The organism is Nocardia sp. BSTN01, assembly GCF_015354405.1.
Lineage (GTDB): Bacteria > Actinomycetota > Actinomycetes > Mycobacteriales > Mycobacteriaceae > Nocardia.
Genome location: NZ_JADKYP010000003.1, coordinates 59,825 through 83,181 on the forward strand (window position 1 = coordinate 59,825; position 23,357 = coordinate 83,181).

Consider the following 23,357-nt stretch of genomic DNA (forward strand, 5'->3'; position numbering starts at 1 on the left):
GTATGGCAACCACTTTGGACAAGCTGAGCGAAGCCGAGCTGCGCAGGATCGCCGAGGACGGCGCGGCGCAGCTGGGCCCGGACGCTTCGGCGACGGAGCTGCTGCAGTGGACCGAGGACACCTTCGGTTCCGGCTACATCGTCGCCTCGAACATGCAGGACGCGGTGCTGGTGCAGCTGGCCGCGCAGGTGCGGCCCGGTGTCGACATCCTCTTCCTCGACACCGGCTACCACTTCGCCGAGACCATCGGCACCCGGGACGCGGTCGAGACCGTGTACGGCGTGAACATCGTGAACGTGCGGCCCGAACACACTGTCGCCGAACAGGATCGGCTGCTCGGCAAGGATCTGTTCGCCCGCGACGCCGGTGAATGCTGCCGGCTGCGCAAGGTGGTGCCGCTGAAGAAATCGCTGGCTCCCTACAACGCGTGGGTGACCGGCATCCGGCGTGTGGAGGCCCCGACCCGGGCCAACGCGCCCCTGATCTCCTTCGACGAGGGCTTCGGCCTGGTGAAGATCAACCCGATCGCCGCCTGGTCCGACGACGAGATTGCCGCGTACATCGACCAGCACGGCATTCTCGTCAACCCCCTCGTCGAGGAGGGATATCCGTCCATCGGTTGCGCTCCGTGCACGCGGAAGCCGGAACCGGGATCCGATCCGCGAAGCGGCCGTTGGGCCGGCCTCGCCAAGACCGAATGCGGGTTGCACGCCTCATGACTTCAACGGTGACCGAGACACAATTCGATACTCTTGCCGCCCTCGAGAGCGAAGCCATCCACATTTTCCGTGAGGTGGCGGGCGAATTCGAGCGGCCGGTGATCCTGTTCTCCGGTGGGAAGGACTCCACGGTCCTGCTGCATCTGGCGCTGAAGGCCTTCTGGCCCGCGCCGCTGCCGTTCTCGCTGCTGCACGTGGACACCGGCCACAACCTCGACGAGGTGCTGGCCTTCCGTGACCACGTGGTCGAGAAGTACGGGCTGCGATTGCACGTCGCCAGCGTCGAGGAGTACCTCGCCGACGGCCGGCTCACCGAGCGGCCCGACGGCATCCGTAACCCGCTGCAGACCGTGCCGCTGCTGGACGCCATCGCCGAGAATCGCTTCGACGCGGTCTTCGGTGGCGGCCGGCGCGACGAGGAGCGTTCGCGGGCCAAGGAGCGGATCTTCTCGCTGCGCGACGCGTTCGGCCGCTGGGACCCGAAGCGGCAGCGCCCGGAACTGTGGAACCTGTACAACGGCCGGCACGCGCCCGGTGAGCACGTGCGGGTGTTCCCGCTGAGCAACTGGACCGAACTCGACATCTGGCGCTACATCGCGCGCGAGAACGTCGAACTCGCGACGATCTACTACGCGCACGAGCGGCCCGTGTACCAGCGCGACGGCATGTGGATGACCCCCGGTTCCTGGGGTGGTCCGCGCGAGGGTGAGGAGCTGGTCGTCAAGTCGGTCCGCTACCGCACCGTCGGAGACGGATCCACCACCGGCGCAATACTTTCCGATGCCGCGACCAACGACGACATCCTCGCCGAGGTCGCCGCCTCGCGACTCACCGAACGTGGCGCGACCCGCGGCGACGACCGCGTCTCCGAGGCCGCCATGGAAGACCGCAAGCGAGAGGGTTATTTCTGATGTCCGACCTACTGAGACTGGCCACCGCCGGCAGTGTCGACGACGGCAAGTCCACACTGGTCGGACGCCTGCTCTACGACACGAAATCGGTGCTGGCCGACCAGATCGACGCCGTCACCCGGGCCTCGGTCGACAAGGGTCTGGCCACCCCCGATCTCTCGCTGCTGGTCGACGGGCTGCGCGCCGAACGCGAACAGGGCATCACGATCGATGTGGCCTACCGCTACTTCGCGACGCCGCAGCGATCCTTCGTGCTCGCCGACACCCCGGGCCACGTGCAGTACACCCGCAACACCGTTTCGGGCGCGTCGACGGCGCAGTTGGTGATCCTGCTGGTCGATGCCCGTAAGGGTGTCATCGAGCAGACCCGGCGCCACGCCGCGGTGATGGCGCTGCTGGGCGTGCCGAAGCTGGTGCTGGCGGTGAACAAGATCGATCTGGTGGACGATGCCGCGGCGGTGTTCGAGCAGATCGTGGCCGAGTTCACCGAGCTGACGAGCAAGCTCGGCTGGGCCCCCGAGGATATCGTGGAGATCCCGGTGTCGGCGCTGCACGGTGACAACATCGCGTCGCGGTCGGAGAACACCCCGTTCTACGACGGTCCCTCCCTGATCGAGCACCTGGAGTCGGTGCCGGTCGATGCCGACAGCACCGGCCGTCATCAGGTGGGTCTGCGCTTCCCGGTCCAGTACGTGATCCGTCCGCGGACCGCGGAGTACCCGGACTATCGCGGATATGCGGGACAGGTCGCCGCGGGCGTGGTCTCCAGGGGTGACGAGGTCGTGGTGCTGCCCTCCGGCATCCGGACCACGGTCGACCGCATCGACACCGCCGACGGCGAACTGCCCTCCGCTCAGCCGGGTCGCAGTGTGACCCTGCTGCTCACCGACGAGGTCGACATCTCCCGCGGCGACACCATCGTCGCGGCCGCCGACGCGCCCGAACCGATCGATTCGTTCGACGCCACCGTCTGCTGGCTCGGCGACAAGCCGCTGCGGCCCGGTGCCCGCCTGCTGCTCAAGCACGGCACGCGGACCACACAGGCCATCGTGGGCGCGCTGATCGAGCGGTTCGACGAGCAGAACCTGGCCGCCGACCCGAATCCGGAATCGCTGGCGCTCAACGATATCGGCCGCATCTCGGTACGCGTCGCGGAGCCGATCGCGGCCGACGACTACCGGGTCAACCGCTACACCGGCAGCTTCCTGCTCATCGACCCGGCGGGCGGTAACACCCTGGCCGCCGGCCTGGTGGGCGACGTGCTGACCTCGGTCGAGGTCGGTAACTGAGATGAATTCGGCCGGTGGGGCATTCGGGAACGGGCGCGCCCCGGCATTCATCGCGGTCGCACACGGGAGCCGTGATCCGCGGTCCGCGGCGACGATGTCGGCCGTGGTCACCGAGATCGCCGAACAGCGTCCTGATGTCGACGTACGACTGGCATTCCTGGATCTGAACACCCCATCGGTGGAACAGGTCATCGATGCCGTTGCGGCACAGGGACATACCGAAGCCATCGTCGTTCCGTTGCTGCTGGGCAGCGCGTTTCACGCCCGGGTGGACCTGCCCGGCATGCTGGCGGCTGCCCGCCGGCGGCATCCGCTGCTGCGGATCACACAGGCCGATGTGCTCGGAACCGACGCACGACTCGTGGCGGCGTTGCGGGATCGAGCGCTCGACGCGGGCGCCGATCGCGACGACGCCGGCCTCGGTATCGCGGTCGCGGCCGTCGGATCCTCGTCCGCCGCCGCGAACCGCATCACGGCCGAAGTCGCGGCGGCGCTCACGCACGACACCCGCTGGCGGTCCGCGATCTGCTTCGCGACCACCCAGCCATCGCTGGTCCGAGCGGTGTCGGATCTGCGCAGCCAGGGCGCCCGCCGGGTGATGGTCGCCCCTTGGTTCCTCGCCCCGGGATTGCTCATCGATCGGCTGGCCGACGCCGAACCCGGCCTCGTGCACGCGCCCCCGATCGGGCCGCACCGGTTTCTCACGCAGGTCGCACTCGACCGTTATCACGCCGCCGGGCGACTGCCCCTGGAACTCTCGGCCTGATTCGGCCCGGCCTCGCGTCCGTCCTGCGGCTGCGGGCGCCGGGGCTCACCCCCCGAACCAGCGCTCCAGCACCAGGGCCGCCCCGTCCTCGCTGATATCGGCGGTCGTTTCGTCGGCGAGCTCGTGGACCGGGGGCACCGCATTCCCCATGGCGACGGAATGCCCTGCCCAGGTGAGCATTTCGATATCGTTGTACCCGTCGCCGATGGCCAGGGTCTGCTCCAGCGGGATGTCGAGCGCCAGGCGAAGTTGTTCCAGCGCCCAGCCTTTGGACACACCCTGTTTGGAGGCGACCAGCCACGGCTCGTCCTCGCCGTGCACCCAGCCGGCGCCGGGGAGATCGAGTTCGCCGACCGCGTCGATCATTTCGTCGAGGCTGCCGCCGGGCCACCAGCCGTTCAGCCGCGTGGTGGGTTCCAGGCTCAACTCCGCATCGTCGACGAAGCGGAATTCGCCGAGCCGGAAACTGCCGGGGTAGTAGCCGGTGGCCCAGGTGCCCACGCCCACCTTCTCCACCGACAGCACCATGTCGGGCAGCAGGGCACGCAGTGTCGCGACCGCAGGCTCCGGATCGAAGGTGTGCACAGCCAGCGGCTCCCAGTTCGAAATGTCGACGTGCACAGCGCCGTTCGAGCACAGCGCCTGGCCCTCCTCGAGCCCCAGCTCCTCCATCACGAGCCGGGTGGCCAGCAGGGTGCGGCCGGTGGTGATCACCACGTGGGCGCCCGCGTCGACCGCGGCGCGCACCGCCGCACGCACCCGCGGGCTCATGGGTGCGCCCGCCTGCAGGATGGTCCCGTCCACATCCAGGGCAATCAGTCGAGGACTGTTCACCGAGTCATTGTCACCGATCGTGCATCTGCACTGACAGCCACGCCTCCGTTACCGGGCGGTATGCCGGTCCGGCCGCTGCATGACGTATCAACTACAAGTCCGAATGCCGCCAGCTTTACCGGCTCCGCGCGACTTGACTGACATCAGCCACGAGATCACCTGGCAGACAACGGATATGGAGACGACAATGGACAACCGGTTCGAATCGAAGGTCGTGCTGATCACCGGCGCCGGCAGCGGAATCGGCGCCGCCGTGGCCCGGCGCGTGGCGGCCGAGGGCGCCGCGGTGGTGCTGGGCTCCCGCGGTAAGGAGGCCGGGGACCGGATCGTCGCGGACATTCGCGCCGAGGGCGGCCGGGCCGTCTTCGTGCCGACCGATGTCACCGTGGCCGAGGACGTGGAGCGGCTCACCCGCACCGCGATCGACGAATTCGGGCGGCTGGACGCGGCATTCAATAACGCCGGGGCGGTCAACTCCTTCGGGCCGGTGCAGGACATCGACGACAACGGCTGGCGCGCGGATCTGGAACTGAATCTCACCGGCGTGTACTTCGGCCTGCGATACCAGGTCCCGGCACTGCTGGCGTCCGGCGGCGGGGCGATCCTCAACAATGCCTCCAACCTCGGCGTGGTCGGCATGGCCTCGGTCGCGCCGTACGTCGCGGCCAAACACGGCGTGGTCGGTCTGACCCGCGCGGTGGCACTGGAGACAGCCGCCGAGGGCGTGCGGGTCAACGCACTGGTCTCGGGCGCGGTGGATACTCCCGCATTCCGCTCGTCGATGGGTGCCACGCCCGAAGGCGAGGCGGCGGTCGCGGCGCTGCATCCCCTCGGCCGGATCGCCCGCGCGGAGGAGATCGCATCTCTGTGCGCCTATCTCCTCTCCGACGAGGCGAGCTTCGTCACCGGCGCGGCGGTCACCGTCGACGGTGGTTTCACTGCCCGCTGAGCCCTCGGATCAGCGATAGAGCGCGGTGAGTTCGGCCGCCAGCGCGGCCAGCTCGCGCCGAATCGATTCGGGGGCAACGACTTCGAGGCGTCCTCCGAATCCGGCGAGCTGTTCGGCGATCGCGCGCGGCAGGTGGGCGCTGATCCGCAGCCGCACCCGGCCGTCGTCGACCGGACCGTCCTCGACACAGTGCCGGCCCAGCCGATCACGCAGGACCGGCACGATCGCGGTATCGGCGTGCACGATCGCCGACACGTCGCCGCGGCGGCGTTCCATCCGCTCGACGGTTTCCGACCACGCCTGCGCCAGATCGAAATCCGCCGGGACGACGGTGACGCCGTCCTCGACGGTCACCTCGCTCATGCGATCGACCCGATAGGTCCGGCGCCCGCGGTCGGTTCCGGCTATCAGATACCACACCGCGTCCTTGTCGACGACGCCCCACGGCTCGACGACACGTTCGCGACCGGCCGGACCGTAGCGAAAGCGGACAGGTCGTCGCCGGGTGACGGCCTGCTGCAGCACCGCGACCTCCGCCGGTTCGGAGTGTGGCTGCCGGCCCCAGCCCACCGGATCGATCAGCGTCGCCGCGGAGGCTGCCAACGCCTCCTCGCGAAACGTCTCCGGCAAGGCCCGCACCAATTTTCGCAGCGCCGAGCGGGTGGCCGGCGAGCCCGAGGCGGCCGGACCGAGCAGCAGGAACAGCGCCCGCGCCTCGTCGGCCTTCATTCCGCTGAGATCGGTCCGGGCGCCGCCGACCAGCGCCCAGCCCCCGCCGCGACCGGGCTGCGGATAGACCGGAACCCCGGCCGACGACAGCGCCTCGAGGTCGCGGCGCGCGGTCGCCACGGAAACCTCGAGTTCCCTGGCGACCTCGGCGGCGGTCACCCGGCCCCTCGCCTGCATCAGGAGCAGCGTGGCAATCAGACGGTCGGCGCGCATACGGCGATTCTGCCGAACAAAGTGCTCATTCGGTGAGCACTTTGAGCGCGAAGATCCTAGGAGACACCGCAACGACCGAGGAGAGACCGATGCTGCGAGGAATGACGACCGTGTCCTACTACGCCGACGACCTGGACGCCGCCAAGCGCTGGTACAGCGAATTGCTGGATACCGCACCGTATTTCGAAGTGCCGGGTTATATCGAGTTCCGCATCGGGGACTACCGGCAGGAACTCGGCATCATCGACCGCCGCTACTGCCCGGACCCCGCCCACCGGACCGGTGGCGCGCTGCTGTACTGGCATGTCGACGATCTGGACGCGTCCCTGCGGCGGCTCCGGGAACTCGGCGCCGCCGAACACCAGCCCGTCACCGAACGCGGTCCGGGCTTCGTCACGGCCTCGGTGGTCGACCCGTTCGGCAACCTGCTCGGCATCATGTCCAACCAGCACTACCTCGACGTCCTGGATCAGCGCCCGGCATCGTAGCCACCGGCCCGGCATCGGCGGGCGAACCCCGTCGGCGCATTGGGTCAGTGGCCGAAACCGCCGGCGTGGAAGCCGCCGCCGAGACCACCGCCCAGTCCACCACCGTGGAAGCCGCCGCCGGGGGTGGCACCCAGGCCGGGGTGGCTCGGCGCGACGACGCCGGGACGGACGGGGGCCGCCGGGGCGGGGTTGGTCGCGCCGGGGCGGGTCGCGCCGCCGGGAGGTGTGGCCGTGCCGGCCCCGGGCCCCGGGGTGCGGGCCGTTCCCGCGCCGGGGACGGTATCGGAAGGCACTGTGCCAGGGCTCGATTGGGCCCCTCCGGCCGGCGCGGAATCGGTGCCGCCACCCACGGGAGCCGACGAACCGGGCTTCGCGTGGTCCCCCGCCGTACTGTTCGGGTTCGTGCCGTCGCCGGGCGTTCCCGTACCACCGGGGTTCGTTCCGGTGTCGGAGTTCGTGGCGTCACCGGAGTGTGCCGCGCCCGAGTTCGCGCCTCCCGAGTGCTGAGTATCGGAGTTTTCCGCAGCCGAGTTCTCTGCGCCCGAACTCTCGGTGCCCGCGCTTTCTGCGCCCGAATTGTGCGTACCACCGGAGTTCGCGGAGTCGCCGTGCGGCCCATGCGATTCGGCGCTGGTCGAACCCGAGCCGTTCGACGACGTACTCGAACCTGCGGCCGGATTCGAGTCGGCGTCCGACGTCGCACCCGAGCCCGCACCGCTGTCGGCGGTGCCGCCCGAGTGGCCCGATCCCGGAGTGGATGCGGCATCACCGGAATGCGAATCTCCCGGCGTCGCACCGGTAGTCGCGGTCGTGTCGCCGATGGGCGCGGGGTTCGTACCGGGCGCGGGCGTGATCGAACCGTCCGGTGTGCCGACGGGTTTCGGCGCCGGGTTCCCGGACTTCGACGAGTCCCCGTATGTGGAGCCGCCGCCGGGCGGGGTGCCCTGGTCACCGGATTCAGGCTGACCGGGATGTCCCGCGCCGGGCAGGTTACGGGCCGCGGCGCCGGCGGCCAGGAGCGCCGCCGCACCCGAGTTCACGAACGGCATGGGGTTGGTGAAACGCGCCGGGTCGGAGTAGGTCCTCGCGCGCGGCGGCACGCAGGGTGTCACGGCACCGTAGTCGCGCAGCGCGTTCTCCACCCGATCGGTCATGGTGCGCGAAAAGTCGTGCGCCGCACCGGCGTAGCCGCGCAAACCGGACAGCGAGGTACCCATCAGCGTGTCGGCGCGGGCCGCCAGCGCCGCGAATCCGGCGCCGAATCCCGGGGTCTGCGGCAGCTCACCGACCTGCTCGCGCAACGCGTCCGCCGGACCGGCGAGCGCGGGGGCGAATTCCATGATCGGGCCGTCGGTCCCGAGCGGGCCACCGCCGATCATGGTCGCCGCCGACATCGCCAGTGCGGAGACGACCGCGGCCGAGGACACGACCGCGGCACCCCGGGCATACCGCCCGACAGTGCTGTTGCTCACGGCGAACCGGGCCGAGGCGATGGCGGCACCGGTCGCGACCGTATGCGCCGGATCCGGCGGGACGATCACGGGAGGTCCCAATTCGGCCAGCACCTCCGCGACCTCGACCGGCCGCGCGGCGCCGCCGACGAGCAACACGCGGTCGATGTCGTCGATGCTCACCCGCGCACTCTTCAGGCAATCGCGCACCACCCGAAGGGAATTGCGCACATGCCACGTGCGCAGGCGGCGGGTGTCCTCGGCCGGCACCACCTTCGACACCGGGGCCGGCACGTCCGGAGCCAGCGTCCGCGCGTAGCGCGCCAGGACGGCGCCCAGCGGCCGGCCGCCGTAGACATCGGATCGCAGCGCCGAGCCGAGCACCCCGCGCTGATTCCATTCCGCCTCGGTCCGGACCACCGCGACGTCCAGACTGTTGGCGCCGAGATCGTAGACGAGCGTGGAACTGCTTGTGCTGACGCCGTATTCGTCGTCGAGCCATTCCACGGCGGCCACCGGTTCGGGCATCAGAATCACATCGAAGGCGCCACAGCCATGCAGCGCGTACTGCAGCGAGGCGATCTGCCGGTCGGTGTAGCAGGCGGGATAGGTGAGAACCGGCCCGGCCTCCGGATCGCTGGCGTCGATCAGGCAGGTGGCCACCGCGGCGACCAGATCGGCCGAGGATCGGATCCGGCCGCCCAGCGTCACCGGCTCGCGCGTGCGGGTGAGGTCGGCGAAATCCGTGACTACCGGCGCGAATCGAGGCACTCCCCCGACCCGCACCGCTCCGGATCGGTCGACGGTGACCACCGTGCGGCGCACGCGGACCGCCGGACGGTCGCGATCACCGGCAGTGGCCGCCCACACGGAATTCACTGTGCCGATGCTCATGCCGAAGCCAACCGTCATTGCCATCCCGTCAACGCACCGAGACCACGGCCCCAGTGGTTCAACCATGTGGTCGCGGTCGTTTACCAAATAGCGAACACAGGTTAGCTGGTCGGTCTCGATCACGGAAACCGAATGGGCGGAAAAGCTTTCACACTCGCCGGTCGATCGCGCAAAAGACCTGATAGACCCTGGTGGACACCAAGATCGGAAGACTGAATTCAGCTACCGCAGGAGAATAGCTGGCAAAACTGGCCATTTCACAGTTGATCCCACGGAATACCGACCGGTTTTCTATGGAATTGCGGCAATGACATTCACGAGACCGAATTCGAGGTGGTCATGCCGAATGACTGGATGGTTGCCGACACGACAATCGCCCCGATCCGTACGGATCGGGGCGGTGGGTCGAGATATCCGGCTCAGGAGCGAGCGAGCAGCTTGCGCTTCCACCACGGCTGGGCCGTGGCGCCGCCGCGCACCGCATCGGGGCGGCGGCGCTGGACCAGCCGATCGAAATCGGTGGCGTCGGCGGTGGGCCGGCGCAGACGGCCGGCGTTGAAGTCGTCGACCAGCTGCCGCACCGTCTGCTGTGCGCAGGACTTGTTGGTGCCGATGAAGCCGGTCGGGCCGCGCTTGATCCAACCGGTCACGTAGGTTCCCGGAACCACCGCGCCGTCGGCGGATTCGAGCACCCGGCCGTCGGCGTTCGGGATGACACCGGCGCGCTCGTCGAACGGCACCCCCGGCACGGCCACGCCGCGGTAACCCACCGAGGCGAGAACCAGTGCGGTGTCCAGTGTCTCGGTCTCCTCCGTCGCGACGGCCCGGGTGACACCGGCCTCGTCGGTGACGAGTTCGTTGCGCACCAGCTCGATTCCGGTCACCCGGTCGGTGCCGACCAGCGCCACCGGCGAGGACAGATAGCGGAAGACGATGCGCTTGCGCGCGCCCACCGGACGGTCGGCCACGCTGCGCAGCAACCTCAGCTTCTGATCGACCTTCTGCGGCAGGTCCGGAGTCGAATCCGGCACATCACCTTCCACGACGATGTCGAGATCGGAGCCGAGCAGCCCCACGAATTCGGGGACGGTGAAGGCGGATTCGGCGGGGCCGCGGCGACCCACGATCACCACTTCCTCGATCTTGCTGTGCCGCAGCGCCTCCAGCGCCGGCGGCGACACCTCGGTGGCATCGAGCAATTCGGGATCCATGGTGAGAATCCGGGCCACGTCGAGCGCCACATTGCCGTTGCCGACGATCACCGCGCGCCGCTGCGACAGATCGAAACTGCGCTGCGCGTAGTCGGGATGGCCGTTGTACCACGCCACGAACTCGGTCGCGGACAGGCTGCCGGGCAGGCCCTCGCCGGGAATGCCGAGCTTGCGGTCGGAGGAGGCGCCCACGGCGTAGATCACCGCGTCGAAGTGATCCAGCAGTTCGGCGTGCGAGATATCGTCGCCCACCGCCACATTCAGGTACGACCCGAATCCGGGCTGCGCGGAGATCACATCGAACAACCGGCTCACCTGCCGGGTCCGGGTGTGGTCGGGTGCGACACCGTGGCGGGCCAGGCCGTAGGGCACCGGCAGCCGGTCGAACACCGTCACCGTCACGTCCGGCTGGGTGAGCAGTTCGTCGGCGGCATACATCGCCGAGGGGCCCGAACCCACGATCGCGACGCGCATCGCGCCCCGCTCGGTGTCGACCTCGGCAGGGGGGACCGGCTTGGCCAACAGGGGACGCGGGCGGGCCTGCCGATAGAAATCGGCGTTGATCTCGATGAACGGCTTCTGCTCCGCGGTGAGCTTCTTCGAGGAGGTGATGGCGTCCACCGGGCAGGCCGTGGCACACGCCCCGCAGTCCACGCATGCCGCGGGGTCGACGTACAACATCTCCGCCGTCAGAAAATCCGGTTCGTCGGGCGTGGGATGAATGCAATTGACCGGGCACGCGTAGACGCAGGAGGCGTCGCTGCAGCACGACTGGGTGACTACATACGGCACTGTATGGCTACCCTTCAGGCGGCTTTGGTCTTGGCGCGCTGCGGCTCCGAGCGGTACCGGCTGGCCGGACCGTCGATCTTCAGCAGCTTCCAGACGTTCTTCGAGATCGGGTTCATCAGGCCCAATTCCTTGGCCAACGCCCGCACGTCGATGAAGTAGTCGGCGAAGGTCTGCTGCGCCTCGGCGGAGCCGTAGAACAGTTCCTTGCGGACGTCCTCCGGGATGTCGAACTCCTTGAAGAAGGACTTCGGTGGGGTGGCGATGGACCGGCCGAGAATCCACATCACGATCGGCATGGCCAGCGACAGCACGAACTTCTCGGCCGCATTCACCTCGGGCACATGCTTCTTCAGGAATTCGTGCGCGAAGGAGATGTGGCGCGCCTCCTCGGCGACGTGGATCGCCATCACTCCGCGCATGATCGGATGCACTTCCTCGCCGGAGCGCAGGATCTGCTTCTGGATGTGGTCGATCGGCTCCTCACCGGCGAGGACCGCCATGAAGAACAGGTTCGGGAACCGGGCGGCGACCGGCGCGGCGAAGTAGCGGAGCTTGCGGACCAGCGGGCCCATGCCCGGCACGTCGATGCCGATCCGGTTGACCATCTCCTGGAACATCAGGGTGTGGTTGTGCTCCTCGATCATCTCGTGGGAGCAGTACCGGAACTCGGGCGAGCCGTTGGGCAGGCTGAAGTTGTGCGTGACCATGCCGCTGATCAGGATCGACTCGAACTGCAGGCCGACCTTGGCGACATTGGCCTGGCGGTACTTGCCGAGGGCGATCTTCTGCTCGTCCGACAGCGCCTGATACCAGGGGTGACGCCCCAGCGGATCGGCGGATTCCGGAAGAATCCACCGCTTCTCGCCGGCGGTCGCGGCGAAGTCGGGGTTGTCCCAGTCGATGTCGGTGAACGGATCGAAGTGCTTGTTGACCGAACCCTCGGACAGCAGGAGCAGCTTCTGGGCGTATTCCATGGCCTCGGCGACCACAGGGTCTACTTCCGGCGTCGCGGCAACGGACATCCTCGTCACAGCCTCTCCCTCTCGCATGGGTAACTGTTTCCCATAGTTACACCTACAGCGGCGGAGGTCAACACCGGCGACCGGCCCTGCCGGACACGATCGCGCAACCCCGCCGATGATCGGCCGTATTCCCAGCTCAGCCGCAACCCAAACAGCATTACCGAGCAGTACTGTGCGGGGCGTCACATCAGTTACGAGGCCGCCACAACGCACCGCGAGGGCGGCCCGAACGTGTCCGCACCCACATAGCAATTCATCCCATGTCCCGAGTAAGCTACAACTTGTGTCTAAGACGTATTCAGCCGCTGAGCGCGCCTACCGGGAGATCAAGGAGCGCATTCTGACCGGCGCGCTGCCCGGTGGAGAGCTGATCAGCGAGGGCGAGATCGCGAACGATCTGGGTACCTCCCGCACTCCGATCCGGGAGGCATTCCTGCGGTTGGAGACCGAGGGCTGGATGCGGCTGTATCCCAAACGCGGCGCACTGGTGGTCCCGATCCCCTCGCACGAGGCCGAGCACGTCGCCCATGCCCGCTATGTCGTGGAGACCGCGGCGGTGCGCGCCCTCACCGCCGACGACCGCCCGCCGCTGCTCGACACACTGCGCGAATCGCTGACCCGCCAGCGCGAACTCGTCGCGAACCTCGACGCCTCCGACGGACAGGCGCTGTCGCGCTTCGCCACCGAGGACACCGACTTCCATCGCGGCTATGTGGTCGCGGCGGGCAACCCGCTGCTCACCGGGTTCTACGACTCGCTGCGCGAACGTCAGCGGCGGATGAACAGCGTCGCCCTGCACCGAGCGCCGATGAATACCGCCCGCATCGTGGAACAGCATGCGCGGCTGACGGATCTGATCGCCGCCGGAGATACGGGGGCCTTCGATACCGCGCTCGCCGACCATCTGTCGGGTGTGCACCAGCTCGAACTGAGAGGACTGTGATGACCGCACCGGCCGTCGTCGATTTCCGCCCGGCCCGCGTCGCCACCGCGCCTCGCGTCTGGTGGGGCGTGGCCGCGGCGATCTTCGCGATCGCCTGGGGCGGAAACGAATTCACCCCGCTGCTGGTGATGTACAAGAACGACGGCCTGCCGGTCACCACCGTGAATCTGTTGCTGTTCGAATACGTCCTGGGCATCGTGCCGGCGCTGCTGATCGGCGGACCGCTGTCGGATCGCTACGGCAGACGGCGGCTGATGCGGCCCGCACCGCTGATCACCGCGGTGGGATCGACGCTGCTGGCCTTCGGTTCCGGCGTGGTGCCGATGTTGTCGATCGGACGCGTCCTGTGCGGAGTCGGCCTCGGGCTGGCGATGGCCGTGGGCAGCAGCTGGTTGAAGGAGCTCTCGCAGCCGCCGTTCGGGCCCGCGTCGGCCCCCGGCACCGGGGCACGACGCTCGGCGATGAGCCTCACCGGCGGTTTCGCCATCGGAGCCGGAGTGGCCGGCGTGCTGGCACAGTGGGCGCCGTGGCCCACCACTTTGGCCTATTTGATCAATGTGGCGCTGTGCCTGATCGCGGCCGTCTGGGTACTGCGCGCACCGGAAACCGTGGCGCCGCAACCGGTTCGCAAGCCGCTGCGTGACGATCTGCGGATTCCGGCGGCGGGCCACCGGCGTTTCCGCCGCATCGCACTACCGCTGGCGCTGTGGCTGTTCACCTCGGGTGCGACCGCCTACGCGATTCTGCCGACGCTGGCCGCCGACCGCATCGCCGCGACGCCCATCGCGTTCTCCGCGTTGATCACGGTGATCACGCTCGGCTGCGGTTTCGCGATCCAGTCGGTGGCGCGGCGGATCGACCTACCGGGTACCGCGCGGATCGCGGCGCTGTCGCTGGTCCTGACCACGGCCGGCATGGCCGCGTCGGTGTACGCGGCGGCATCGCTGCAGCTGTGGGCCGTCATCATCACCGCCGCGGTGCTGGGCCTCGGACTCGGCACCGGCATGGTCGCCGGATTGCAGGAGATCGAGCGGATCGCCCGGCCGGACGATCTCGCCGGGCTGACCGCGGTGTTCTACTCGGTGAGCTACCTCGGATTCGGCTCGCCGGCGCTGCTGTCGCTGCTGCACAACGCGCTGCACATCGGCTATCCGGTGATGTTCGCGGCCGGCGCGGTCATCGCCCTCGGATGTCTTGCGGTGGTACTCAGCAACTATCGCGATCCGGACAGCGCACTCCCCGACGGCACCCGCCGGCAGCGGGTGCAGTCGCGGGGATAATCGTCCGCGTGCGCGGCGGCACACCTCAGTGCTGCACGTGCACGATCCCGGCGCCCATGGATTGCGCTCCCGCTTCGTCTCCCACCACAGCCGTCGCCGCGAACAGCGCGCCGCCGGCCGCGACCGCGACGGTGACCGCGACCCGGGTCAGGCGGCGGCGCAGCATGCGCGGCGGCTCGGGCCGTTCCGGCGCCTCGGCGACATCGCCGTCCAGGGCCGATTCGGCGGCGCGGCGCGCGAGAACGGCCGCGCCCTCGGCGATCGTGCGCTCCGGATCCGGGGCGACGATCACCGGCCGCGCCAGCGCCGAGGCCAGAACCGCGGCGACTTCGGGCGGGCGGGCGGCGCCGCCGACGACCAGCACACAGTCGATATCGGCCATCGTGACACGGGCTCGTCCGAGGCATTCGTACACCACATCGAGCGACTCGCGGACGTGCGCGGTGCGCAGTGCCGTGATCGCGGAGTCGGCCACCGACGCCTCACCGGCGCGCCAGTCGTCCTGGGCGGCCATCTTCGCGCCGAAGGCGCGGCCACCGAAGGCCGTGGAGCGCAACGGTTCCCCGAGCACCGGACGGGCGGGAGTGCCGGCGCCGATGCGCACCAGGGTCACGGTCAGCCCGGATCCGCCGAGGTCGTAGACCAGCGCCAAGCCCGGCATCAGCGGCCCGTGCGCCACCGACAGCCAGGCCGCGGCCGCCACCGGTTCGGCCACCAGGGCGGCATGGGACAACCCGATCGCGTCGAGCGCCGCGCGCAGTTCGAGCACCCGGTCGTCGTCGTAACTCACCGGATGTGTCACGGCGACAGCGGTTTCCGGACTGCGAGCGTCGGCGGTGGCCACCACGTGCGCGGACACGTCCGCGACCACGGTGCGTGCCACGGTCGCCACCAGATCGGCCGCGGACAGTGAACGATGGCGCACGCGCGCGGTGCGTCCGCGCTCGGTCAGATCGGCGAAATCGGTCACGGCACGGCCGTGGCGCGGGATCCGGCCGACTCGCGCGGCGCCGCTGCTGTCGAAAGTGAGTGTCGTGCGCCAGGTTCCCGGCGCCGTGCGCTGCTGCGGCAGTGCGGATCTCGGGCCGGAGGCCCGTGCGCGCCGACCGGATTCGCCGGACGCCCCGCGCTTGCGAGCACGTGCGTTCTTTCCGCTCTCAGCAGTATCGATGGCGCACACCGTGTTGACCGTGCCGATACTCACTCCGAGCCCAACCGTCATCACAATTCCCCTCGATCGACGAGCGTACGTTCGCTGACATGTCCCGAGCAGGCATCAGGCAATCACTGTGCTGAGAACTTGCCAAGCACCGGACAATCAGTTGTCCGCTCAACCGCCGCACTTCGCGGTGAACCCCTGGACCCCGCAGATATACGCTTTCACCTGCGGTAACAAATCAGGCAATTCATACGCGCAGTGGACATTTCGCGACACCGACCGACCGGTACGGGTTTGCCGGCAAACGTCCGAATACCCTCGGACACCGTATACCGGCGTTCCCGCAACCGTGGGCGCATCCGGCGAAACACTCACTCCCCCACCGCCGCACGAACACCGATGCGCATGGACGAACCCAGGACGGCGGGTGCGCTCGACAGCGAGCCGGACCGCTACCGATGAATGAGCCCGGCGGATCGAAGGATTCGGTCGCCGAGAACAGCCGGCGTCCGTACCACCGCCGGCGGGCGAGATCAGGCCGCCGGCAGTTCCGGGATGCGGGTGGCGCGGGCGAAGACGGTCTCCCCCTCCGCCAGCCGCAACGCCTCCGCGTCACCGCGCGTGACCTGCGCGGTGAACAGATCGCCGGTGGCCGCGTTGCGCAGTTCGAGGCGAACCTCGAAACCCAGGCGGACGACCCGCTCGACGGTCGCGCGGGTGACCCCCGCCGATTCCGCGGTGCCTTCGTGTTCGGCCAGCGCCATACCGGGATCACGGCCGATGCGAATATCGTGCGGGCGCACCAGATGGCCGTTCAGTTTCGCCACCGCACCGAGGAACGACATGACGAATTCGTTGGCGGGACGGTCGTAGACGTCCGCGGGCGTTCCGACCTGTTCGATGCGACCGGCGTTCATCACCGCGATCCGGTCGGCGACGTCGAGCGCCTCCTCCTGATCGTGGGTGACCAGCACGGTGGTCACGTGCACTTCCTCGTGCAGGCGGCGCAACCACGTGCGCAGATCATGGCGCACCTTGGCGTCCAGAGCGCCGAACGGTTCGTCGAGCAGCAGCACCTGCGGGTCGACGGCCAGTGCCCGCGCCAGCGCCATCCGCTGCCGCTGACCACCCGACAGCTGCGCCGGATAGCGATGCTGGAAACCGTCCAGGCCCACGATGCCGAGCAGTTCGTCGACGCGCTTGCGGATTTCGTTCTTCGGCCGCTTGCGGATCTTCAACCCGAACGCCACGTTGTCGCGCACGGTCATATGTTTGAACGCCGCGTAGTGCTGGAATACGAAGCCGATATCGCGCTTCTGCGGCGAGACCCGGGTGACGTCGCGGTCGGCGATGGTCACGATGCCCGAATCCAGCGATTCCAGGCCGGCGATCGAGCGCAGCAGCGTCGACTTCCCGGAACCGGAGGGACCCAGCAGTGCGGTCAGTTCACCGGAGGGGATGTCCAGGCTGACGTTGTCGAGGGCGGCGAACGAACCGTAACGCTTGTTCGCGTCGGTGACGGTAATCATTTGGCAGTGCCCCGCTTGCGTTCGAGGAGGGTCATCAGGATGAGCGTGACGAGCGCCATGGCCATGAGCAGGGTCGCCGCGCAGTAGGCGCCGAAGGTGTTGTGGTCGTTGATGTAGCGACCGTGCACCAGCAGCGTCAGGGTCTGGGAAATGCCGGGCAGTCCGGACGACACCATGATCACCGCGCCGAATTCGCCGAGAGCGCGAGCGACGGTGAGCACGATGCCGTAGGTCAGGCCCCACCGGATGGCCGGCAGGGTGATGCGCCAGAAGGTCTGCCAGCGGTTGGCGCCGAGCGTCGCCGCCGCTTGTTCCTGATCGTCGCCGATCTCGTGCAGGACCGGGACGACCTCGCTGACCACGAAGGGCAGCGTGACGAAGAGGGTGGCGATCACCATGCCGGGCAGGCCGAAGATCACCCGGAAACCGAAACTGTCGAGGCCGCCGAACCAGCCGCCGACACCCCACAGCATGATCAGCGATACGCCGACCACCACCGGCGACACCGCGAACGGCAGATCGACCACACCCTGAATCAGCGTGCGCCCCCGGAAGTTTCCGCGCACCAGCGCGATGGCGGTGATGACTCCGAAGACCACGTTGAGCGGCACCACGATCGCGACGATCAACAGCGAGAGATTGAACGCCGAGATCGCGGCGGGTGTCGTGATGGAATCGAGGAAGGCGCCGATTCCGTGCTCGAAGCTGCGCCAGAGAATGATCACCAGCGGAGCCACCAGCAGCACGATCAGATACGCGAGCGCGATCACGCGCAGCGAAATCCGGGACGGGGCGGACAGTTTCATCGGCTGGCCTGTTCCTTGCGGGCGGTGCGTTCGGAGAAGATGCGCAGGATCAGCAGGGTGGCGAAGGAAATCGCCAGCAGCGCCACCGAAACCGCCGCCGCGTTCACCGGACGGTCCACCTCGATCTGCTGCTGGATGTACTGCGACGCCACCTGGGTGCGGCGCGGAATATTGCCGCCGATCAGCACCACCGACCCGTATTCACCGATGGCGCGCGCGAAGGCGAGGCCACCGCCGGAGATGATGGCCGGCGCGAGCGACGGCAATACCACACGCCGGAAGATGGTCAGGTTGTTCGCGCCCAGCGAGGCCGCGGCCTGCTCCACTTCCTTGTCCGCCTCGATCAGCACCGGCTGCACCGAGCGCACGACGAACGGCAAGGTCACGAACGCCAGCGCCACCACCAGTCCCGGCTGGGTGGCGTTCAGGTGGATACCGACCGGGCTCTGCGGCCCGTAGAGCGACAGCAACACGATGCTCGCCACGATCGTCGGCAGCGCGAACGGCAGATCGATCAGGGCGTTGACGAAGCTCTTGCCCGGGAAATCGTCGCGCACCAGCACCCACGCCACCACCGTGCCCATGACGACGTTGATCACGGCGACGACCACCGACACGAGGACCGTCACCCGCAGCGCGTCCAGCGCCGCGGGCGCGGTGACCGCGTCCCAGAAGCCGGACCATCCGTCGTCGAAGGAGTGGATCGTCAGTGCGGCCAGCGGCAACAAGACGATGATGCTCAGCCACAGCACCGTGATCGCGAGCCCGAGCGAGCCGGCCGAGCCGGTGAGCCGCGACCGCCAGGCCGGGCCGGCGGACTGCTTCTGCTGCTGCTGCCCGGAAACGCCGGGACCAGGGGTCCCGGCGTCGGTACTACTGCCGATATCGGCCTTCGTACTGCTGTCAGTCACAGTTATCCAGTATTCCGTGCGCTCCGGGCCACCGGATTACTTGGTGGCTTTGTCGTAGAGCACCGCGACGCTGCCGGTGTTGGGGGTGAACAGATCCTTGTCGACCTGCTTCCACCCGCCCAGATCGGCGATCGTCCACAGCTTCTGCGGCGCCGGGAAATCCTTGCTGTACTGCGCGGCGACCTGCGGATCGACGGGACGGAAACCGGCCTCCGCCCAGGCCTTCTGACCGGCCTGCGAGTACAGGAAGTCCTTGAACGCGACGGCCGTGGTCGGGTTCTTGGCGTTCTTCGTCACGGCCACCGGATTCTCGATCTTGAAGGTGGTCGGCGGGATGACGTGTTCGATCGGATCCCCGCTGCGCTCGGAGAAGATCGCCTCGTTCTCGTAGCTGAGCAGCACGTCACCGGTGCCCTGCAGGAAGGTCTCGGTCGCCTCCCGGCCGGACTTCGGCTGCACCTTGATGTGGTCCTTGGAGATCAGCTTGCCCAGGTAGTCCAGGCCCGCCTGCGGATTCTTGCCGCCGGCGCTCTCCGCGGCATAGGGCGCCAGCAGATTCCACTTGGCCGAGCCGGAGCTGAACGGGTTCGGGGTCACCACCTCGACGCCGGGCTTGAGCAGGTCGTTCCAGTCGTGGATGCCCTTGGGGTTGCCCTTGCGGACCGCGATCACGACAACCGAACCGAACGGCACGCCCTTGTTGGCGTCGGCATTCCAGTTCGAGTCGACCAGTCCGGCATCCACCAGCCGGGTGATGTCGGGCTCGACCGAGAAGCTGACGACGTCGGCCTGTGCTCCGTCCTTCACCTTGCGGGACTGGTCACCGGAGGCGCCGTAGGACTGCTGGATCTGCGCGCCCTTGCCGGCCTCGGTCTTGTTGAATTCTGCGATCACCTTGTCGTAGCCCGGCTTGGCGACCGAGTAGGCGAACAGCGTCAACTGCCCGCCACCGCTGCTGGCGTTGCCGCCCGCGGTGTCGCTCGAACCACCACTGCAGGCGGCGGTCAGTCCCACGGCCGCCAGCGCGGTGAGCGCGACGGCGATGCGCCCTCGGCGCACCGAGAACCAGGATCTGCTGGACGATCTGCGAGACATGGAAGCGACCTTTCCTGCCGCCCGCCACCGGCGCACACTGCTGCCGGGGCGGATGTAACTGTGATTGAGCGGTAGACCTGCCCCGGTGGATACCGGACAGTGGCGCGTGCGGCAGAGCCGCGGGAAGCGGAGACGCTGCGGAAGAGATGTGCGCCGGTCCGTTGGAGAAGGCGCAGCGTGTCCGATCAGCTATCGACGACAGTGAATGTCCGCGACGACGAGACAGCCGACCGCGATCAACGCCAATTCATGGCGGACCTGCGGAACAACGCTCGATGACACGGGCAGACTCTAACAGAGCGCCCGGAACCGCGCGAATCGGTCGAAGAGGAAATCGGCCCGGCCCGGCGAGTCGGCGAAACCCGCCGATGACCAGCGGGAAGTATTCATGTTTCGGATTCCTGGCGGTCACCCGACGGCCCCGCAAACGAGATCCGGGGTCCGCGCCGACGGTGGTGAAGACCACAGTCACGCGAACCCCGGGGTGGGCACGTCCGGCACGAGCCGATCGGGCCGGCCTATTCCTCGTCGGCGGACTCGGGCGGGCTCTCGTAGAGGTCGAGCACCCACTCCTCGACGGCGACATCCTCACCGTCCTCGTCGGGCTCGTCGGCGCGGAGCCGGTTCTGCAGCCGCACGCCCAGACCGAGCAGTTGCGCGGCGCGCACCATCTCGATCGCCTCGTCGGCGGTGGTGTAGTGGGTCGCGATCAGTCGGGGGCCGTCCTCGATCTCCAGGAGCTGCTCGAGGTCGACGAATTCCTCATCGGTTGGCATGGGCTGCACAGTACCTGCAACCTCCGACAGCGGGGGATTATCGCGTCAGCAACCAGGCGACGACGATCAGCACGAGCAGCGCGATCAACGCCAACTGGACCCGTGAGCGTGGCATCAGATCGCTTCCTTCGACATCGGACCCGGAGTGTGCATGGAGGCGCCGGCCAGCGCCGGCTCGGGTGGTGCGAGGGTCGCCCCATCGGGCTCGATCTCGGATGCGGCGTCGGCGGCCGCGAGATCGGTCTCGGCGGCCGACCGGTCCCGGCCGAGCAGTCGCAGCACGATCCGCAGTCCACGATCGAGCAGGCAGGCGATCAGGAAACTGACCGGCACCGCCCCGACCAGAACCACGGCGAACTGCGGGATGAACGGCAATCCGGCCACCCACAACTCGAAGCCGTCCCACCAGCCCGCGACATGATGCACGTCCACCAGCCTAGTAGGTCACGGGTGCGCCGGCCGCGGGGCATGCCGACCGGCCGATATCGAGCCCCGGCAGTCCCGGCGAACGCGACCGGGATCCACCATGATGGCTGTATGGCGTCCTACGACGAACCGATCACCGAACAACCTCTCATCGAGACGCTCGACGACATGTCTCCGCCGCGCGATGCCCTGGCCGATATCTCCGACGCGGAGATAGGGGCGAACTACCTGCCCATCTCGGCGGGTGTCGTGCACAAGTCGTCGTATCCGCCGATCGACGACTACGCCTTCCTCTCCGATTGCGAAACCTGCTGCCTCATCGCACGCAACGGCGCGGTCGAATGGATGTGCCTGCCGCGCCCGGATTCGCCCAGCGTGTTCGGCGCCATGCTCGATCGCAGCGCCGGGCACTTCCGACTCGGTCCCTACGGCGTGAACGTGCCCGCGGCGCGGCGCTATCTGCCCGGCGGCATGATCGTGGAGACGACCTGGCAGACCGACACCGGCTGGGTCATCGTCCGCGACGCGCTGGTCCTGGGCCCCTGGCACAACAACGACCGGCGCAGCCGGACCTACCGCCGCACGCCGGAGGACTGGGACGCCGAGCACATCCTGCTGCGCACCGTGAAATGTGTCAGCGGCGTGGTCGAACTGGAGATGAGCTGCGAACCGGCCTTCGACTATCACCGGGCGCCCGCGAGCTGGGAATACACCGGTGAGGTCTATGAGCGCGCCACCGCCACCGCCACCTGCTCGCACGACGAATTGCCCTGCGGGGAACTGGTTCTCACCACGGATATGCGGCTGGGCCTGGAGGGCCGCGAGGCGCGCGCCCGCACCCGCATGCACGAGGGCGATCAGTTGTTCGTGGCGCTGTCCTGGTCGCCGCTGCCGGCTCCGCGCACCTTCGCCGAGGCGGCGGAGAAGATGTGGCAGACCACCGAATGCTGGCGGCAGTGGATCACTCTCGGCAAGTTCCCGGATCATCCGTGGCGTGGCTACCTGCAGCGCAGCGCGCTCACACTCAAGGGCCTGATCTACTCCCCCACCGGCGCCCTGATGGCCGCCGCCACCACCTCCCTTCCGGAAACGCCCGGCGGCGAACGCAACTGGGACTACCGCTACAGCTGGGTGCGCGACTCCACCTTCGCGCTGTGGGGCCTCTACACGCTGGGCCTGAACCGGGAGGCCGACGACTTCTTCGCCTTCCTGCACGATGTGGCCGCCGCGAAAGACGGTGAAGCGCAACCACTTCAGGTGATGTACGGCATCGGCGGCGAACGTGATCTGGACGAGTCCGAGATCCCACATCTGCACGGTTACGACGGCGCCAGGCCGGTCCGCATCGGCAATGGGGCGTATCAGCAACAGCAGCACGACATCTGGGGCACCATTCTCGATTCGGTGTATCTGCACGTGAAATCGCGGCAGCAGGTGCCGGAGACGTTGTGGCCGATGCTGAAGCGTCAGGTCGAGGCGGCGATCGAGAACTGGCGCAAACCCGACCGCGGGATCTGGGAGGTGCGCGGCGAACCGCAGCATTTCACCTCCTCGAAGGTGATGTGCTGGGTCGCGCTGGATCGCGGCGCGAAACTCGCCGAACTGCACGGCGAGGCCGACTACGCCGAGAAATGGGCCGCACTCGCCGCGGAGATCCACGCCGATGTCCTCACCCACGGCGTGAACGACAAGGGCATCTTCACCCAGATCTACGGCGGCGACACCCTCGACGCCTCGCTATTGCTGGTCGTCCTCCTGCGTTTCCTGCCGCCCACCGACCCGCGGGTGCGGGCCACGGTGCTGGCCATCGCCTCCGATCTGACCCAGCACGGTCTGGTGCTGCGCTACCGCACCGACACCACCGACGACGGATTGTCCGGCGCGGAGGGCACATTCACCATCTGCTCGTTCTGGCTGGTGTCGGCGCTGGTGGAGATCGGCGAGGTACGCCGGGCGCGGCATCTGCTGGAACGACTGCTCGGATATGCCAGCCCGCTCAAGCTCTACGCCGAGGAGATCGACCCCTACACCGGGCGGCATCTGGGCAATTTCCCGCAGGCGTTCACCCACCTGGCGTTGATCAACGCGGTGATGCACGTGATCCGGGCCGAACACTCCACCGGCGCCGGCGAATTCCATCCGGCTCATCCCGCGGGCTGACAGA

General features: G+C 68.2%; 22 protein-coding genes. 9 read left to right on the top strand and 13 right to left on the bottom strand.

From position 1 onward, the window contains the following. Positions 1-2: 2 nt before the first annotated feature. From IRT45_RS03745 to IRT45_RS03760, 4 genes are read left to right on the top strand one after another with little or no spacing between them, the layout of a single operon-like run. Positions 3-719 carry a phosphoadenylyl-sulfate reductase gene (locus IRT45_RS03745; RefSeq protein WP_194804479.1) on the top strand — a complete coding sequence of 239 codons (717 nt, stop codon included), beginning with the start codon at positions 3-5 and terminating at the stop codon, positions 717-719. After that, positions 698-1,630 (top strand): sulfate adenylyltransferase subunit CysD, encoded by a 933-nt coding sequence (cysD, locus tag IRT45_RS03750; RefSeq protein ID WP_194804480.1) that lies wholly within the window; start codon positions 698-700, stop codon positions 1,628-1,630. Before IRT45_RS03745 ends, cysD begins: the two co-directional genes overlap by 22 nt. Next, entirely contained in the window at positions 1,630-2,919 is a 1,290-nt protein-coding gene (locus IRT45_RS03755) for a sulfate adenylyltransferase subunit 1 (protein WP_194804481.1), read from the top strand. Before cysD ends, IRT45_RS03755 begins: the two co-directional genes overlap by 1 nt. A 1-nt stretch (position 2,920) precedes the next feature. After that, complete coding sequence (locus tag IRT45_RS03760; RefSeq protein ID WP_194804482.1) at positions 2,921-3,685, top strand: sirohydrochlorin chelatase; 765 nt, start codon at positions 2,921-2,923, stop codon at positions 3,683-3,685. 45 nt (positions 3,686-3,730) lie between these two features. Here the strand turns inward: IRT45_RS03760 and IRT45_RS03765 are convergent, their stop codons facing one another. Continuing rightward, positions 3,731-4,519: an HAD family hydrolase gene (locus IRT45_RS03765; protein ID WP_063920828.1), complete on the bottom strand. Its 789-nt coding sequence runs from the start codon at positions 4,517-4,519 to the stop codon at positions 3,731-3,733. Positions 4,520-4,652: 133 nt separating this feature from the next. On the opposite strand from IRT45_RS03765, the gene IRT45_RS03770 reads away from it, so the two are divergent. Beyond that, entirely contained in the window at positions 4,653-5,468 is an 816-nt protein-coding gene (locus IRT45_RS03770) for an SDR family NAD(P)-dependent oxidoreductase (protein ID WP_228533526.1), read from the top strand. 9 nt (positions 5,469-5,477) lie between these two features. Here the strand turns inward: IRT45_RS03770 and IRT45_RS03775 are convergent, their stop codons facing one another. Next, complete coding sequence (locus IRT45_RS03775) at positions 5,478-6,410, bottom strand: YafY family protein (protein WP_194804483.1); 933 nt, start codon at positions 6,408-6,410, stop codon at positions 5,478-5,480. Positions 6,411-6,499: 89 nt separating this feature from the next. On the opposite strand from IRT45_RS03775, the gene IRT45_RS03780 reads away from it, so the two are divergent. Further along, entirely contained in the window at positions 6,500-6,898 is a 399-nt protein-coding gene (locus IRT45_RS03780) for a VOC family protein (protein ID WP_194804484.1), read from the top strand. Between the two features lie 44 nt (positions 6,899-6,942). Here IRT45_RS03780 and IRT45_RS03785 read toward each other — a convergent pair whose 3' ends face one another. The 3 genes from IRT45_RS03785 to IRT45_RS03795 form a co-directional block, all read right to left on the bottom strand. Continuing rightward, the gene (locus tag IRT45_RS03785) at positions 6,943-9,243 is read right to left on the bottom strand and encodes an Hsp70 family protein (RefSeq protein WP_194804485.1); all 2,301 of its coding nucleotides are present in this window, start codon (positions 9,241-9,243) and stop codon (positions 6,943-6,945) included. Positions 9,244-9,662: 419 nt separating this feature from the next. Next, positions 9,663-11,246 carry an FAD-dependent oxidoreductase gene (locus IRT45_RS03790; protein WP_194804486.1) on the bottom strand — a complete coding sequence of 528 codons (1,584 nt, stop codon included), beginning with the start codon at positions 11,244-11,246 and terminating at the stop codon, positions 9,663-9,665. Between the two features lie 14 nt (positions 11,247-11,260). Then, positions 11,261-12,268 carry a diiron oxygenase gene (locus tag IRT45_RS03795; protein ID WP_194804692.1) on the bottom strand — a complete coding sequence of 336 codons (1,008 nt, stop codon included), beginning with the start codon at positions 12,266-12,268 and terminating at the stop codon, positions 11,261-11,263. Positions 12,269-12,551: 283 nt separating this feature from the next. Here IRT45_RS03795 and IRT45_RS03800 point away from each other — a divergent pair, with 283 nt between their 5' ends. Then, a complete protein-coding gene (locus IRT45_RS03800; protein WP_309240784.1) occupies positions 12,552-13,211 on the top strand; it encodes a GntR family transcriptional regulator in 660 nt (219 codons plus the stop codon). Then, positions 13,211-14,491 carry an MFS transporter gene (locus IRT45_RS03805; protein WP_194804488.1) on the top strand — a complete coding sequence of 427 codons (1,281 nt, stop codon included), beginning with the start codon at positions 13,211-13,213 and terminating at the stop codon, positions 14,489-14,491. Before IRT45_RS03800 ends, IRT45_RS03805 begins: the two co-directional genes overlap by 1 nt. A 25-nt stretch (positions 14,492-14,516) precedes the next feature. Here IRT45_RS03805 and IRT45_RS03810 read toward each other — a convergent pair whose 3' ends face one another. The 8 genes from IRT45_RS03810 to IRT45_RS03840 all read right to left on the bottom strand — a co-directional run bounded on the left by IRT45_RS03810 (position 14,517) and on the right by IRT45_RS03840 (position 21,199). Continuing rightward, the gene (locus tag IRT45_RS03810; protein ID WP_194804489.1) at positions 14,517-15,713 is read right to left on the bottom strand and encodes an Hsp70 family protein; all 1,197 of its coding nucleotides are present in this window, start codon (positions 15,711-15,713) and stop codon (positions 14,517-14,519) included. Between the two features lie 470 nt (positions 15,714-16,183). After that, complete coding sequence (locus IRT45_RS03815) at positions 16,184-17,179, bottom strand: sulfate/molybdate ABC transporter ATP-binding protein (RefSeq protein ID WP_194804490.1); 996 nt, start codon at positions 17,177-17,179, stop codon at positions 16,184-16,186. Continuing rightward, entirely contained in the window at positions 17,176-17,985 is an 810-nt protein-coding gene (cysW, locus tag IRT45_RS03820) for a sulfate ABC transporter permease subunit CysW (RefSeq protein ID WP_036499655.1), read from the bottom strand. The genes IRT45_RS03815 and cysW overlap by 4 nt, the downstream gene beginning before the upstream one ends. After that, positions 17,982-18,743, bottom strand: coding sequence for a sulfate ABC transporter permease subunit CysT (cysT, locus tag IRT45_RS03825; RefSeq protein WP_375540058.1), 762 nt, complete (start codon positions 18,741-18,743; stop codon positions 17,982-17,984). The genes cysW and cysT overlap by 4 nt, the downstream gene beginning before the upstream one ends. 189 nt (positions 18,744-18,932) lie before the next feature. Then, positions 18,933-19,991, bottom strand: coding sequence for a sulfate ABC transporter substrate-binding protein (locus IRT45_RS03830; RefSeq protein ID WP_194804491.1), 1,059 nt, complete (start codon positions 19,989-19,991; stop codon positions 18,933-18,935). A 189-nt stretch (positions 19,992-20,180) separates the two neighbouring features. Next, a complete protein-coding gene (locus IRT45_RS37950; RefSeq protein ID WP_310400397.1) occupies positions 20,181-20,273 on the bottom strand; it encodes an Ms4533A family Cys-rich leader peptide in 93 nt (30 codons plus the stop codon). Between the two features lie 236 nt (positions 20,274-20,509). Then, a complete protein-coding gene (locus IRT45_RS03835; protein ID WP_051042185.1) occupies positions 20,510-20,767 on the bottom strand; it encodes a hypothetical protein in 258 nt (85 codons plus the stop codon). Between the two features lie 114 nt (positions 20,768-20,881). Beyond that, positions 20,882-21,199: a hypothetical protein gene (locus IRT45_RS03840; RefSeq protein ID WP_194804719.1), complete on the bottom strand. Its 318-nt coding sequence runs from the start codon at positions 21,197-21,199 to the stop codon at positions 20,882-20,884. A gap of 105 nt (positions 21,200-21,304) precedes the next feature. On the opposite strand from IRT45_RS03840, the gene IRT45_RS03845 reads away from it, so the two are divergent. Beyond that, positions 21,305-23,353 carry a glycoside hydrolase family 15 protein gene (locus IRT45_RS03845; RefSeq protein WP_194804492.1) on the top strand — a complete coding sequence of 683 codons (2,049 nt, stop codon included), beginning with the start codon at positions 21,305-21,307 and terminating at the stop codon, positions 23,351-23,353. Positions 23,354-23,357 lie beyond the last annotated feature (4 nt).

Bases quoted from the DNA above. Each gene is read 5' to 3' on its own strand.
- IRT45_RS03745 (WP_194804479.1), top strand. From the start codon at position 3: ATGGCAACCACTTTGGACAAGCTGAGCGAAGCCGAGCTGCGCAGGATC.
- cysD (WP_194804480.1), top strand. From the start codon at position 698: ATGCGGGTTGCACGCCTCATGACTTCAACGGTGACCGAGACACAATTC.
- IRT45_RS03755 (WP_194804481.1), top strand. From the start codon at position 1,630: ATGTCCGACCTACTGAGACTGGCCACCGCCGGCAGTGTCGACGACGGC.
- IRT45_RS03760 (WP_194804482.1), top strand. From the start codon at position 2,921: ATGAATTCGGCCGGTGGGGCATTCGGGAACGGGCGCGCCCCGGCATTC.
- IRT45_RS03775 (WP_194804483.1), bottom strand. From the start codon at position 6,410: ATGCGCGCCGACCGTCTGATTGCCACGCTGCTCCTGATGCAGGCGAGG.
- IRT45_RS03780 (WP_194804484.1), top strand. From the start codon at position 6,500: ATGCTGCGAGGAATGACGACCGTGTCCTACTACGCCGACGACCTGGAC.
- IRT45_RS03785 (WP_194804485.1), bottom strand. From the start codon at position 9,243: ATGAGCATCGGCACAGTGAATTCCGTGTGGGCGGCCACTGCCGGTGAT.
- IRT45_RS03795 (WP_194804692.1), bottom strand. From the start codon at position 12,268: ATGTCCGTTGCCGCGACGCCGGAAGTAGACCCTGTGGTCGCCGAGGCC.
- IRT45_RS03805 (WP_194804488.1), top strand. From the start codon at position 13,211: ATGACCGCACCGGCCGTCGTCGATTTCCGCCCGGCCCGCGTCGCCACC.
- IRT45_RS03810 (WP_194804489.1), bottom strand. From the start codon at position 15,713: ATGACGGTTGGGCTCGGAGTGAGTATCGGCACGGTCAACACGGTGTGC.
- IRT45_RS03815 (WP_194804490.1), bottom strand. From the start codon at position 17,179: ATGATTACCGTCACCGACGCGAACAAGCGTTACGGTTCGTTCGCCGCC.
- cysW (WP_036499655.1), bottom strand. From the start codon at position 17,985: ATGAAACTGTCCGCCCCGTCCCGGATTTCGCTGCGCGTGATCGCGCTC.
- IRT45_RS03830 (WP_194804491.1), bottom strand. From the start codon at position 19,991: ATGTCTCGCAGATCGTCCAGCAGATCCTGGTTCTCGGTGCGCCGAGGG.
- IRT45_RS03835 (WP_051042185.1), bottom strand. From the start codon at position 20,767: ATGCCAACCGATGAGGAATTCGTCGACCTCGAGCAGCTCCTGGAGATC.
- IRT45_RS03845 (WP_194804492.1), top strand. From the start codon at position 21,305: ATGGCGTCCTACGACGAACCGATCACCGAACAACCTCTCATCGAGACG.